This is a genomic window from Xanthomonas sp. F4 (genome assembly GCF_011761895.1).
Genome location: NZ_JAASQX010000002.1, coordinates 560,088 through 573,397 on the forward strand (window position 1 = coordinate 560,088; position 13,310 = coordinate 573,397).

Annotated in this window: 13 protein-coding genes; 2 read left to right on the top strand and 11 right to left on the bottom strand. The window is 69.8% G+C overall.

The features are described from left to right. Positions 1–68 precede the first annotated feature (68 nt). The 3 genes from FHR66_RS10335 to FHR66_RS10345 are packed head-to-tail and all read right to left on the bottom strand — an operon-like array spanning position 69 to position 2,265. The gene (locus tag FHR66_RS10335; RefSeq protein WP_160969413.1) at positions 69–1,274 is read right to left on the bottom strand and encodes an efflux RND transporter periplasmic adaptor subunit; all 1,206 of its coding nucleotides are present in this window, start codon (positions 1,272–1,274) and stop codon (positions 69–71) included. Next, complete coding sequence (locus tag FHR66_RS10340) at positions 1,271–2,044, bottom strand: SDR family NAD(P)-dependent oxidoreductase (RefSeq protein WP_167087767.1); 774 nt, start codon at positions 2,042–2,044, stop codon at positions 1,271–1,273. Before FHR66_RS10340 ends, FHR66_RS10335 begins: the two co-directional genes overlap by 4 nt. Next, positions 2,041–2,265, bottom strand: coding sequence for a hypothetical protein (locus FHR66_RS10345; RefSeq protein ID WP_160969415.1), 225 nt, complete (start codon positions 2,263–2,265; stop codon positions 2,041–2,043). Before FHR66_RS10345 ends, FHR66_RS10340 begins: the two co-directional genes overlap by 4 nt. Before the next feature lie 126 nt (positions 2,266–2,391). Here FHR66_RS10345 and FHR66_RS10350 point away from each other — a divergent pair, with 126 nt between their 5' ends. Continuing rightward, a complete protein-coding gene (locus FHR66_RS10350) occupies positions 2,392–3,489 on the top strand; it encodes a LysR family transcriptional regulator (protein ID WP_160969417.1) in 1,098 nt (365 codons plus the stop codon). Positions 3,490–3,579: 90 nt separating this feature from the next. Here the strand turns inward: FHR66_RS10350 and FHR66_RS10355 are convergent, their stop codons facing one another. The 3 genes from FHR66_RS10355 to FHR66_RS10365 all read right to left on the bottom strand — a co-directional run bounded on the left by FHR66_RS10355 (position 3,580) and on the right by FHR66_RS10365 (position 7,355). Then, entirely contained in the window at positions 3,580–4,284 is a 705-nt protein-coding gene (locus FHR66_RS10355; RefSeq protein WP_160969419.1) for an OmpA family protein, read from the bottom strand. A gap of 95 nt (positions 4,285–4,379) precedes the next feature. Then, entirely contained in the window at positions 4,380–5,834 is a 1,455-nt protein-coding gene (locus FHR66_RS10360) for a WS/DGAT/MGAT family O-acyltransferase (RefSeq protein ID WP_160969421.1), read from the bottom strand. Between the two features lie 99 nt (positions 5,835–5,933). Beyond that, on the bottom strand, positions 5,934–7,355 hold the full coding sequence (locus FHR66_RS10365; RefSeq protein ID WP_160969423.1) for a cryptochrome/photolyase family protein: 1,422 nt from the start codon (positions 7,353–7,355) through the stop codon (positions 5,934–5,936). A gap of 513 nt (positions 7,356–7,868) precedes the next feature. On the opposite strand from FHR66_RS10365, the gene FHR66_RS10370 reads away from it, so the two are divergent. Next, positions 7,869–8,363, top strand: a complete 495-nt coding sequence (locus FHR66_RS10370; protein WP_167087769.1) for a hypothetical protein — start codon at positions 7,869–7,871, stop codon at positions 8,361–8,363. An 81-nt stretch (positions 8,364–8,444) separates the two neighbouring features. On the opposite strand, the gene FHR66_RS10375 is transcribed toward FHR66_RS10370, so the two are convergent. The 5 genes from FHR66_RS10375 to FHR66_RS10395 form a co-directional block, all read right to left on the bottom strand. After that, positions 8,445–9,863: a replicative DNA helicase gene (locus FHR66_RS10375; protein WP_048491354.1), complete on the bottom strand. Its 1,419-nt coding sequence runs from the start codon at positions 9,861–9,863 to the stop codon at positions 8,445–8,447. A 249-nt stretch (positions 9,864–10,112) separates the two neighbouring features. Beyond that, positions 10,113–10,667 carry an NADPH-dependent FMN reductase gene (locus FHR66_RS10380; RefSeq protein ID WP_160969427.1) on the bottom strand — a complete coding sequence of 185 codons (555 nt, stop codon included), beginning with the start codon at positions 10,665–10,667 and terminating at the stop codon, positions 10,113–10,115. 52 nt (positions 10,668–10,719) lie between these two features. Next, on the bottom strand, positions 10,720–11,397 hold the full coding sequence (locus FHR66_RS10385) for a glutathione S-transferase family protein (protein ID WP_160969429.1): 678 nt from the start codon (positions 11,395–11,397) through the stop codon (positions 10,720–10,722). Positions 11,398–11,498: 101 nt separating this feature from the next. After that, positions 11,499–12,038, bottom strand: coding sequence for a GNAT family N-acetyltransferase (locus FHR66_RS10390; RefSeq protein WP_160969431.1), 540 nt, complete (start codon positions 12,036–12,038; stop codon positions 11,499–11,501). A gap of 48 nt (positions 12,039–12,086) precedes the next feature. Then, complete coding sequence (locus FHR66_RS10395; RefSeq protein ID WP_160969433.1) at positions 12,087–13,250, bottom strand: acyl-CoA dehydrogenase family protein; 1,164 nt, start codon at positions 13,248–13,250, stop codon at positions 12,087–12,089. Positions 13,251–13,310 lie beyond the last annotated feature (60 nt).

The following is a 13,310-nucleotide window of genomic DNA, read 5'->3' on the forward strand; positions in this document are numbered from 1 at the left end:
CCATCACTGGCCCGGCGGGCGCGGCCGATACGTAACGACCCGGCCGGTGCTGCGTCGGCGCCCGCGACTCAGTCGAGGGCGACGGCCTGGCGCGGTGCGGCCGGCGACGTGGTCTGCGCGATCGGCTTGGCCTGCACCGGCATGCCGGGCATGAACACCTTCTGCACGCCGTCGACGATGACCTTGTCGCCGGCGGCCAGCCCCTTGGTCACGATGCGCAGGCCCTCGGCGCTGCGGCCGAGCTGCACGTCGCGCCGCTGCGCCTTGCCGTCCTTGTCGACCACGTACACGTACTTGCGGTCCTGGTCGGTGAGCACCGCGCGGTCGTCGATCAGCACCGCGTCGAAGCGGCCGCTGCCGAGCAGCCGTACCCGCGCGAACAGGCCGGGCGTGAAGCGGCGATCGGCGTTGTCCAGCAACGCGCGCACGTGGATGGTGCCGGTGCTGCGTACCAGCTGGTTGTCGAGGAAATCGACCTTGCCGGCATGCGGATAGCCGTCCTCGCCGACCAGGCCGACCTGCACCGGCAGGCTGCCGTCGCGTTCGCTCGGACGCTGGCCGTCGCGCGCCATCTGCGCATAGCGCAGGAAGGTGCCTTCGTCGGCGTCGAAGTACACGTGCACCTTGTCCAGCGACACCAGCGTGGTCAGCACGCTGGCGCTGTCGCCGGCGCTGACCAGGTTGCCGGCGGTGACCATGGCGCGGCCGGCGCGGCCGGCGATCGGCGCACGCACCTGGGTCCATTCCAGGTTCAAACGCGCGGTGTCCACCGCCGCCTGCGCGGCCAGCACGTCGGCCTGCGCCTGCTCGGCGGCGGCGCGCTTCTGTTCCCAGCTCTCGGTGGAGATGGCCTGCTGTTCGGACAGGGTCTTGGCACGCGCGGCCTCGCTGGCGCTGAGCTTGGCCTGGGTGCGTGCGCGCGCCAGGTCGGCCTCGGCGCGGGCCAGTTCGGCACGGTAGCTGCGCGCATCGATGGTGAACAGCACATCGCCCTTCTTCACCTCCTGCCCTTCGACGTAGTTGACCTTGTCGATGTAGCCGGACACGCGCGGCCGCAGGTCGACGTGCTCGACCGCCTCGACGCGGCCGCTGAACTCGTCCCACTGACTGATCTGCTTCTGCAGTGCGGGCGCCACGCCCACGCTCGGCGGCGGCGGCGCGCCCTGTTCGTTGGCCTTGCCGCCACAGGCGGCGAGCGTGGCGACCAGCAGCGCCACCGCCAGCGGGCGCAGGGCGCCCGGCAGCAGGCGCGACGGCATCGGAATCGGATTCATGGAGAGACCTCGTGGGTGGAGAAGGAAAACGGCAAGGCGTTGAGCAGGGCGCTGCGCGGGCGGGCGACGTGGCGACGGTCGATCTCGACCAGGGCGCGGTCCGGTCGCTGCGGATCGGCGAGCAGGTGAACCACGGCGCGGCCAACGCCGAGGGTGGTGAACCAGTCCGGGCACTCGCCGATGGCGTCGTCGCTGCGGCACACCGGCTCGGACAGCGACAGCAGGTGCACATGCACGCCCAGCGGCTTGGCTTCTTCGTGCAGCACCTGGGCGAGCATGCGGATCGCCGCCGCCGCCACCGAACTGTCGCCATGCCCGGACCAGGCGCGCAGCGCGCAGGGGCTGCCCAGCAGTACATAGCGGGCGCCGCGCTCGTGCTGCGCCAGCAACGGCAGCAGATGCCGGGCCGCAGCCAGATGCGGCAGCAGGTCGGCATCCAGGCGCCGGCGCAGCGCGCCCAGCGGCCGCTCCAGCAGACGCCCCGGCCGCAGCGGACTGCCCAGGGCGGCGACCACCGCCGCCAGCGGCCGCGGCCGCTGTGCGATCTCGGCCACCAGGGCCGCGGCGGCGGCGTCGGTGCCGACCGAGCCGCACAGCACGTCCAGGCCGGGTTCGTCGCGGTGGCGATCGCGCAGTTCGGCCAGGCGGGCGCGGTCGCGCGCCACTGCCAGCACCGGGCTGCCCGCCTCCAGCAGCGCCTGTACCACACCCTGGCCGATCGTGCCGCTGCCGCCGAGGACCAGGACCTCGGGGGCCAACATCCCGCTCACGGGACTTTTCCTCCCGCGGACGGGACAATCGCGATTCGACCCAGACGGTCGGTGCCGGACGCACCCAGGCGCAGACTGCTGCCGCCCTGCCGCCGCGGTGGCGGGGTGAACTCGCGAAACGCTTTCGGGTAAAGGGATTGCGCCGGCGCCACCGGTGCAGAACGGCGCCGCGGCTGGCGATCGGGGCAGGCGAAAAACTGGAACAGGGTGCGCATCGACATGGGCAAAGACCGTCGGTGATGGCGAATGCGGACAAATTAGGCGCCAAAGCCGCACTTGATTAGTCCGAATTAAGGGGAATAATCGTCCCGCTACCGGTCCAATCGTCTCCACCTCAAGGAACCGTCATGAGCCACGATCTGAACGACACCCTGATCTTCGTCAAGGTGGTCGAGCAAGGCAGCTTCATCGCCGCGGCCAATGCCCTCGGCCTGCCCAAGACCACCGTCAGCCGCAAGGTGCAGGACCTGGAGGCGCGGCTGGGCGCGCGCCTGCTGCACCGGACCACGCGCCGGCTCGGGCTGACCGAGGCCGGCGCGGTCTACCACGAGCATTGCCAGCGCATCGCCCGCGAACTGGAGGAAGCCGAGAGCGCGGTGGGCCAACTGCAGGCCGGCCCGCGCGGCTGGCTGCGTTTCAGCGTGCCCTACTCGGCCGGCATCTCCTGGGTGGCGCCGATCCTGGGCGAGTTCCACCGCCAGCACCCGGAAGTACGGCTGGAAATGATCATGACCAGCGACAAGGTCGACCCGATCGCCGAAGGCGTGGACGTGGCCCTGCACATGGGCACGCTGCCGGATTCGACCATGGTCGCGCGCAAGCTCGCCACCTTCCGCACCCAGGTCTTCGCCAGCCCCTACTACATCGAACGCCACGGCGAACCGCTGCATCCGGACGACCTGCAGCACCACCGCACGCTGGCGCTGAGCACCGGCCGCGGCGGTGGCAACCGACTGTGCTGGCCGCTGCGCAACGGCAAGCAGAGCGGCGAGTTCCTGGTCCAGCCGATCCTGCTGGCCAACGATTCGGCCGCGCTGATCGGCGGGCTGGTCTGCGGCGAAGGCCTGGTGCTGGCCAGCGATGCGACGATCAAGCCGTTGATCGAGGCCGGCAAGGCGCGGCGCGTGCTCGGCGGCTGGGTCGGGCCGGACCTGGACTTCAACGCGGTGTTCCCGGGCGGACGCATGCTCTCGCCGAAGGTGCGCGCCTTCGTCGACTTCCTGGTCGACAAGCTCAACTTCGACGTCAGCTACATGATGGCGCAGTGCCCGGCCAAGCTGGCCACGCAGCAGGCCGAGGACGGCGCCGAGTTCACCCTGTGCAGCGGCGTGGCGATGAACACGCAGTCGCTGCCCAGCCTGCCGCGCGTGGCCGCCGCACCGGTGCCGACGGACGCGGCACTGGAGACGGAAGCCGAGGACGAAGAGGACGCGGCGCTGGTCTGAGCCGCGCCGCGCGCGACGCGTCACAGCAGCAGCGCAGACACGCGAACGGGCCGCAATGCGGCCCGTTCGTTGTTGCCGTCGCCGGATCGGTCAGCCGGCGGAGGAGCGCAGCGGCACCACGCGGATCTCCACGCGGCGGTTCTGCGCGCGGCCGGCCTCGGTGCTGTTGTCGGCGATCGGATACTTCTTGCCGGCGCCCAGCGTCTGGATACGCTCGGGCTGCACGCCCTGCGCGGTCAGATAGGCGGCGACCGAGGACGCGCGCTGTTCGGACAGGCGCTGGTTGACCGCATCGCTGCCGATGCTGTCGGTATGCCCGACCACTTCGATCATGGTCTGGTTGTATTCGCCCAGGGTCTGGGCCACGCCGTTGAGCGCCGAATAGAACTGCGGCTTGAGCGTGGACTGGTTGAAGTCGAAGGTGATGCCGTCGGGCAGGTTGAGGGTGATGTTGTCGCCGTCGCGGCGCACGTCGATGCCGGTGTTGGCGGTGCGCTCGCGCAGCGCGCGCTCCTGCCGATCCTGGTAGTTGCCGATCGCCGCGCCGCTGAGCGCGCCGATGCCGGCGCCGATCATCGCGTGCTGGCGACGCTCGGTGGCGCTGCTGCCGCTGAGCAGGCCGGCGGCGACGCCGACCGCGGTGCCGATCAGCGCGCCGCGGCCGGTGCGGTTCTGCTGCTCGGTGGGATTGCCGTACTGGTCGCGCTGAACGTAGGAGCCGCCGGTGGCGCAGGCGGACAGCACCAGCGCACTGGCCAGGGCCACGGACATGCCGCGAAGGGCGGTCGTTTTCATCGTGTTCTCTCCCGAACCTGGTTTGACGTGGCCGCAGCATAAACAGCGGTACGCGAGGCGCGGATGAACGCAGCCCGGCGCGCGATGCGCCCGGTTCAGGAAGACGGCAGCAAGTCTTCGGCGTCGGCCGCGCGCAGCGGCTGCTCCCAATCGCCCATCAGCGCCAGGTACAGCAGCTTCTCGAATTCGGCGCCGACCCGGCGCATCACGGCATCCGGATCGGGAATCAGCCGCGCATCGCCGATCAGGCCGAAGTGCACGCGGTGGTTGTAGCTCATGATCGACACGCCGACGCCGATCGAACCGGTCTGCGGCACCCAGAACATCATCTCGCGCACGCGGCTGCCGGCCAGGTACAGCGGCTGCTGCGGCCCCGGCACGTTGGTCGCCACGGTGGTGGCCTTGCGGCTGAACAGGTCCAGCGCCGCCGACTGCAGCGCCGCCGGCGCCATGCCCACCGCCGCCAGCAGGCCGAACACCACCATCGCCTGGCGCGACTGCTTGAGCTGCTGCATCGACGCGGCCACGCACTGCAGGCGCCGCACCGGATTGGCCTCGCCCACCGGCAGGTCCAGGAACACCAGGCCGAAGTGGTTGCCGAGTTTGCGCGCGTGCTCCAGCGGCCGCAGGTTGACCGGCACGGTGGCGCGCAGGGTCACCCCGTCCAGGCGTTCGCCGCGTTCGAGCATGTAGTCGCGCAGGGCGCCGGCCATGGTCGCCATCAGCACGTCGTTGACCGTGCAGTCGCAGGCGCGACCGACCGCCTTGACCTCGTCCAGGTCCAGCGGCTCGGCCCAGGCCACGCGCTTGCTGACGCCCAGGCGCCCGCGCAGCAGCGTCGGCGGATCGTCGGCCAGCAGCAAGGCATTGACCAGCTCGCGGCCGATCAGTCCGCCCTCGCGCGCCAGCATCTGCGGCAGGTTCGGGTCCTGCGCCATGGCCCGGCCCTTGTCGAGCATGCGCCCGCCGAGCTTGAGATAGCGGTCGACCGCGCCGACGCGACGCACCACTTCCTTGCCGTCGTCCTTGAGCCAGGCGCGCTCGAGCTGCGCCGACGGCTCCGGGGTGCGCTGGGTATCGGTCAGCGACAGCAGCACCTGCACCAGGGCGATGCCATCGGCATAGCTGTGGTGGATGCGCGCCACCAGCGCCGAGCCGCCTTCGTAGCGTTCGATCAGGTGGAACTGCCACAGCGGCTTGGTCTTGTCCAAGGGCGTGGACGCCATCTGCCCGGCGAAGCGCTCCAGTGCCTTCTTCTGGCCGCGCCCGGGCAAGGCCGACAGGCGCACGTGCCAGTCCAGATCGAAATCGTCGTCGCGCTGCCAGTAGGCGCCGGTGGCGGTTTCCACCGGCTTCTGCAGGAACCGCGGGAAGGCCAGGAAGCGCTTGCGCACCAGTTGCTTGAGCGCAGGCAAGGTCAGCGGCTCGTCGAACATCAGCACGCCGGTGATCATCATCGGATTGGTCGGCCGGTCCATCCGCAACCAGGCGGTGTCCACGCGCGACATCGGTTCGCGCTGCGGCTTGCGGCGAGCTGAGCTGGTGGCCATGCGGGCTCCTGTCCGAGCCCGGAGTGAATCATGCGCCGGCGAAGGGCGTCAATCGCGCGCCTCGCACTGCATGTGCGCGCCGCCAGTGCAACGCAGCACTCAGCCGGCGGCGGTCTCGCGGTAGGCGGCCAATGCCGCATCGCGGCCGGCCGCCAGGTCCACGATCGGCTGCCGCGGATACTGCGGCGCAGCGTGCGCCAGCCGCTGCGGCGCCTGCCAGGGCGCGAAGCGGTCGGCCACCGGCAGCGCCGCCAGTTCAGGCACCCAGCGCGCGATGTACTCGCCCTTCGGATCGAACTTCTGCGCCTGCGCCACCGGATTGAACACCCGGAAATACGGCGCGGCATCGGCGCCGGTGCCGGCCACCCACTGCCAGCCCAGGGTGTTGTTGGCCAGGTCGGCATCGACCAGGGTGTCCCAGAACCAGCGCGCGCCCTCGGACCAATGCACGCGCAGGTGCTTGCACAGGTAGCTGGCGACGATCATGCGCACGCGGTTGTGCATCCAGCCGGTGTGCCACAACTCGCGCAGGCCGGCATCGACGATCGGCACGCCGGTGCGTCCGCGCTGCCAGGCCTGCAATGTCTCCGCATCGGGTTTGGCCCAGCGAAAACGGTCGAAGCGCGGATTGAGATTGCGCTCGGGTGTCTCCGGAAAATGGTGCAGCAGGTGATGGGCGAAGTCGCGCCAGCCGAGCTGGCGGATGTAGCCGTCGATCGCCGCGGCGGTGGCGGCGCGGCGCTGCTGTTCCAGCGTCGCGACGATGCGCCAGGGCGCGATCTCGCCGAAATGCAGATGCGGCGACAACCGCGAGGTACCGACCTGGTCGGGGCGGTCGCGGCCGGCGAGGTAGTCGCGCAGCGCGCCATCGACGAACACGTCCAGCGCCTCGTGCGCGCCCGCCTCGCCCGGCTGCCAGACTTCCCAGAAGCCGCGGTCCCAGTCCAGTGCCGGCACCAGGCCGAGCCGCTCAAGCGGCAGACTCTCCAACTCCGCGGGGAGCGACGGCAACGTCTTCGGCGCAGGCTGCAGTGCCGGCACCTGCCAATGGCTCAAGGCGCTGCGCCAGAACGGGGTGAACACCTTGTACGGGCCGCCCTGCTGCGTCGCCAGTTGCCAGGGTTCGAACAGCAGCGCGCTGTTGTGGCTGTGCACCTCCAGGCCCTGCTCGCGCAGTTCGCGCTTGAGCCGCGCATCGCGCGGCTGCGTGGCCGGCTCGTAGCGTCGGTTCCAGTACACCGCTACGGCGCCGCACTCGGCGATCACCTGGCGCAACGCGGTTTCGGCCGGGCCCTGGCGCAGGATCAGGCGCGAACCGCGTTCGCGCAGTTGCGCATCCAGTGCCGCCAGCGAGCGCTGCAGCCAGCGACGCGAGGCCGCGCCTGCGGCCCAGGCGCCCTCGTCCTCCGGGCTGTGCAGATACACCGGCACCGGCGTGTGCCCGGCATCCAGCGCAGCCTGCAAGGCGGGTTGATCGTGCAGGCGCAGATCGCGCCGGAACCAGACGATGGCGTAGCTCATGCGAGGGGACGCAGCGAAGGACGCGCCATGATACGGATCGCGTGCCGCCGCCAGGTGAGCATGCCGCGACGCGAACCGCACGCGCTCGGACGCTGCCGGTGGCGGTGCCGGTGCTGGCCCGGCGAGTGCGCACTGACAGGATTTCGTAGACATCGCCACACGCCGCGCTCGTGCGCCTCGCCTGCCCTGCTATAACGCCGAGGCGGGCGCCGTCATGTCGAAGCGGCGCCGCGACCGCTACTGTCGGATGACGTTCGGGGAAGGACGTCATCCGTGCTTTCGCTGCACCGCGCACGACATGGCCACGGCCATTTCGCGCGCACGGGGAACATCCGCCATCGCCTCTGCGACTCACGGCCACCACGACCGGCGAGCGCGGTTGCGTGCGCCCCGAACCCGCCCGCGCGCCCGGACCTGCATCGCCAGGGCCGCAGACGCGCTGCGGGCAGCGAACGGCGCAGCACGGCCATGCCCATCGCCGACATCCGCAATGACCTCAGGAGAGCAACACCCATGGACAAGCGCATCGCAAAAGCCGCCCTCACCCTGGCACTGAGCCTCGCCGCCCCGCTGGCGATGGCCTGCAGTACCGAGATCGAGGAAGGCCCGGGCTCCTGCGGCTACCAACCGCCGGGCAGCGGCGGCGGCAGCACGCCGGTCTACACGCTGCAGGGCGTGATCCAGAACCAGGGCTACGAGTCCGACAACCGCCCCGCCGGCGGCAAGCGCCTGAAGATCCGCGCCTACTCGCGCTTCGCCAACGCCAACAACGATCGCGTCGACGCCCGCTACATCAACGTGCGCTGCAACGCCTACGACCCGTTCGGTAACGGCTACACCACCGATTACGACGAGGAAGGCAACGGTGCACTGGTGGACGTGCACTTCACGTCCAACTTCGTCTACGGGATCTACCGCAAGATCACCGTGGTCTGCACCCACCACGCCGAGTACGGCGCCAACACCTATGACGCCACCAGCAACGCCGAGATCGAGATTCCCTACTGATCGTCGCGTCATGCCACCCAGCCGGCGCCCGGAATGTTGCGGGCGCCGCGCTGTCAGGTGGAATGCGTGCGGCGCGCGGGCTTACTCGAACGCACCCACCGAATCGTGGGCGAGATTGTCGAAGCGGGTGTATTCGCCGAAGAACTTGAGCTTGCACGACCCGGTCGGGCCGCCACGGTGTTTGCCGATGATGATTTCGGCCAGGCCCTTGTCCGGCGAATTTTCCTTGTTGTAGTAGTCGTCGCGGTAGATGAACACGATCATGTCCGCGTCCTGCTCGATCGCGCCCGATTCGCGCAGGTCGGCCATCACCGGGCGCTTGTCGGTGCGCGTTTCCAGCGAGCGGTTGAGCTGCGACAGCGCGATCACCGGCACCCCCAGCTCCTTGGCCAGGCCCTTGAGCGAGCGCGAGATCTCCGAGATCTCGGTGGCGCGGTTCTCGCTGTTGCCGGGCACCGACATCAGCTGCAGGTAGTCGATCACGATCAGGCCCAGGTCGTGTTCGCGCTTGAGCCGGCGCGCCTTGGAACGCAGCACTTCCGGCGACACGCCCGGCGTGTCGTCGATGAAGATCTTGGTCTCCTTGAGCATCTTGATCGCGCCGGTGACCCGCGCCCAGTCCTCGTCCTCGAGCTGGCCGGTACGCAGGCGCTGCGCATTGATGCGGCCGTTGGAGGAAATCAGGCGCATCGCCAGCTGCGAAGCCGACATTTCCATCGAGAACACCGCCACCGCCTTCTTCGACTTGATCGCCGCGTACTCGGCGATGTTCAGCGCGAAGGTGGTCTTGCCCATCGCCGGACGCGCGGCGAGGATGATCAGGTCGGTCGGCTGCAGGCCGGCGGTCATCGCGTCGAAGTCGTTGTAGCCGGTCGGCAGGCCGGTGATGTTGCCGCCGTTCTCGAAGCGGTTGCGCAGTTCCTCGAACGCGTCCTTCAACGCGCCGGGCATCGCCACGAAGTCGCTGCGTCCGCGCGCGCCGGCCTCGGCGATCTGGAACACGGCCTTTTCCGCCGACGCCAGCAGTTCCGAACTCTCGCGCCCTTCCGGCTGGAAGCCGTCGTTGACGATGGTGGTGCCGACCTCGATCAACTGCCGCAGCACCGCCTTGTCGCGGACGATTTCCGCATAGGCGACGATGTTGGCCGCCGAGGGCGTGGTGCTGGCCAGTTCGATCAGGTAGGCGCCGTCGCCAACCATCTCCAGCTTGCCTTGCGATTCGAACCACTCGCCCAGGGTCACCGCGTCGAACGGGCGTCCCTTCTCGGCCAGCTCGCGGATCGCGCGATAGATCAGTTGGTGATCGCGCCGATAGAAATCGTTGTCGGTGAGCTGATCGTTGACCCGGTCATAGGCATCCGGCGCCAGCATCAGGCCGCCGAGCACGGCCTGTTCGGCCTCGGTCGAGTGCGGCGGCACGCGCAACTGGTCGAGACGCGGCTCGCTGCGTTCGCTGCGTTCGCTCTTGCGATCGCCGCGGTAGCCGGGACGGGCGGACATAGGCTGGGTCTTCTCTGTGGGGCGCGGGCGCCGGGCGCGGCCTCACCGCGGCCCGGGCGCCGATTTTAGTCGCCGCGCCCGGCTGCGGCTAGGGCATGTCCCCAGGGTGGCGCCGCGAGCGTCGCCGCCGCGCGCCGGGGCTGGGGACAAGTCTGGGGACAAGCGGTTGAGAACCTCGCCGATGCCCCGCCGCACAAGGCTCGCCCTGCCCTACCCGTGCACCACCGACGGCACATGCCGCGGCAGCACTCAGGCCTGCAGTTCGTCGATCCAGGCGATGAACTTGTCGACGAAGCCGGCGAGGAATTTGCGCGTGCGCTCGTCGTCGATGGTGCCGTCCTCGGCGATCAGGCCTTCCTTGAACTGCAGAAAGATCTCCGGCTGGCCCAACACCGGCATGTCCAGATAGGCCAGCACGTTGCGCAGGTGCTGCTGCGCCATCGCCGTGCCGATCGCCCCCGGCGAGGTCCCGCACACCGCCGCCGGCTTGCCGGCGAAGGCGCTCTCGCCATACGGCCGCGAGCCCAGGTCGATGGCGTTCTTGAGCACGCCGGGGATGGAGCGGTTGTATTCGGGGGTCACGAACAGCACCGCGTCGGCGTTGCTGACCTGCGTCTTCAGGCGCCGGCCCTGCGCCGGGTAGTCGTGGTCGTGGTCCTGATTGTACAGCGGCAGGTCGCCGATCTCGACGTACTCGAAACTGGCACGGTCGCCGGCGAGTCGCTCCAGCGCGTGCGCCAGGCGCCGGTTGAACGACTCCTTGCGCAGGCTGCCGACGAAGACGGCGATGCGGTACTGGCTCATGGCATTGCTCCTGACCGAATGGACCTGCAGGCTAGCCGCCAGCGCGCGGCAGTCAGGTGAACGCCGCCTGCGTTCCGCTCAGCGCCAGACGCGCGCGCACATCGTCCGGCAACTCCGGCAGCGCCACGAAACCCGGCGTCGCGCGCACCCGCTGCAGCCAGTCGCACAGCGCCGGATAGTGCGCCAGCACGATGCCGGCATCGCCGGCGCAGTGGGTGTAGGCGAACAGCGTGATGTCGGCGATGCCGTAGGCCGGGCCGGTGAACCAGGCCTGCGTCTGCAGGTGCTGCTCCATCACCGCCAGCGCCCGCGTCGCGCCCTCGCGCAGGCGCGGCAATTCCGCGCGGCGCAGCGAGTCGGGCGGCGTCCAGCCGCAGACGAAGCGCGCCACCGCCACGTAGGGTTCGTGGCTGTACTGCTCGAAGAACAGCCAGCTCAGCGCCTGCGCGCGCTGCCAGGAATCGGCGGGCAGATACCCGGTGCCCTCGGCCAGCCAGCACAGGATGGCATTGGATTCGGCGAGCACGCGCCCGTCCTCGCGCTCCAGCAGCGGCACCTTGCCGTTGGGATTCCTGGCAAGGAACGCCGGGGTGCGGGTCTGGCCGTTGGCGCTGTCGATCTCCACCCAACGGTAGGCGCAGCCGAGCTGCTCCAGCAACAGCCGCACCTTGTAGCAATTGCCGGACAGCGCCATGCCGTACACGGTCAGGGGGAAACGTTCGGATGCCATGTGCCGCTCCTTGCTTGCGGGATCGGGATTGGGGAGTCGGGAATGGGGATTCGCAAGAGCGGGGCCTCGGCCCCCGGACGACGCTCCGCCGCGGCCGCGGGTCAGCGCCGCGCCTGCCATTGCGCGCGCGACTGGCCCCAAACCTCGATCGGCTCCTGCGGCAGCGGCTCCGGCAATTGCCCGGGACGCAGATACTGCGAACCGAGCTTGCCCGCCACCGCCTTGGAGTTGGCGTTGTCCGGTGCGATCACATGGATCACCTCGCTCCAGCCCAACTGCGCGAACGCCCAGTCGATCGACGCCGCGGCCGCCTCCGGCGCATAGCCGTGGCCCCAGTACGCACGCGCGATGCCCCAACCGACCTCCGTGCCCGGCCAGCCGTGCGGCTGCCAGGGACCGACCCGGCCGATCCATTGCCCGCTGCGCTTCTCGATCACCGAGAACATCGCAAAGCCCTGCAACTGCCAGCTGCCGACCATCGTCGCCAGGCCGCGCCAGACGACCGACGGCGCCTGCACGCCGCCGAGGTGATGCATGGTCTGCGCATCGGCGGAAAATGCGCAGAACGCCGCGAAATCCTCGGCGGTCGGCGGACGCAGCAACAGGCGCTCGGTTTCCACGCGCACATCGAAGACACTCATCGTCGCTTCTCCTGCAAAACGGGCCCACGCCGCGCGCGGGCCATGGGTTCAAAACGCATTGATGCCGGTCAGTTCGCGGCCGACCACCAGTTGGTGCACGGTCTCGGTGCCCTCGTAGGTGATCACCGATTCCAGGTTCAGCGCATGCCGGATCGCGCCGTAGTCGGTGGTGATGCCGGCACCGCCCAGCAGGTCGCGGCACTCGCGGGCGATGTCCAGGGCCATGCGCACGTTGTTCCACTTGGCCAGCGACACCTGCGCCGGCTGCAGCGTGCCGGCATCCTTGAGCCGGCCCAGTTGCAGCGCCAGCAACTGCGCGGTGGCGATGCGCCGCGCCATGTCGGCGAGCTTGATCTGCGCGCTCTGGGTCGCCGCCAGCGGCCGCCCGAACAGCATGCGCTCGCCAGCGTAGGCCAGCGCCTCGCGCAGGCAGGCGATGGCCGCGCCGATCGCGCCCCAACTGATGCCGTAGCGGGCCTGGGTCAGGCAGCCCAGCGGTCCTTTCAGCCCGCGCACACCGGGCAGGCGCTGGCTGTCGGGCAGGCGCACCTCATCGAAGAACAGCGCCGAGGTCACCGAGGCGCGCAGGCTCATCTTGTGCGCGATGTCCTGGGTGCCGAAGCCCGGGGTGCCGGCCTCGACCAGGAAGCCCTGGATGCCGTCCTCGGTCTGCGCCCACACGATCGCCACGTCGGCGATGCTGCCGTTGGTGATCCACATCTTGCTGCCGCTCAGGCGCCAGCCGTCGCCGTCGCGCACCGCGCGGGTCTGCATCGCCGCCGGGTCGGAGCCGCCCTGGGATTCGGTCAGGCCGAAGCAGCCGATCGCGGTGCCGGCGGCCATCGCCGGCAGCCAGCGCTGGCGTTGCGCCTCGCTGCCGTAGGCGTGGATCGGATACATGCACAGCGAGGATTGCACGCTGACGAAGCTGCGCAGGCCGCTGTCGCCGCGCTCCAGTTCCTGGCAGATCAGGCCGTAGCAGACCGCGTTGAGGCCGCCGCCGCCCTGCCCGGCCGGCAGGCTGGCGCCGAGCAGTCCCAGTTGCGCCAGTTCCGGCACCAGTTCGCGCGGGAACCGCGCCTGGTCGAAGGCATCGCCGATCACCGGCAGCACCTTGGCATCGACGAAGCGCGCCACCGCCTGCTGGATCGCACGCTCCTCCTCGCTGAGCAGCGCGGCTACGTCGAACAGATCGTCGCAAGGCAGGGGCATGGCGGTGTCCACGGCGAAAACCGCATTGTATCGGCCCCGCCCGCGCCGCCGCCTCCAGAT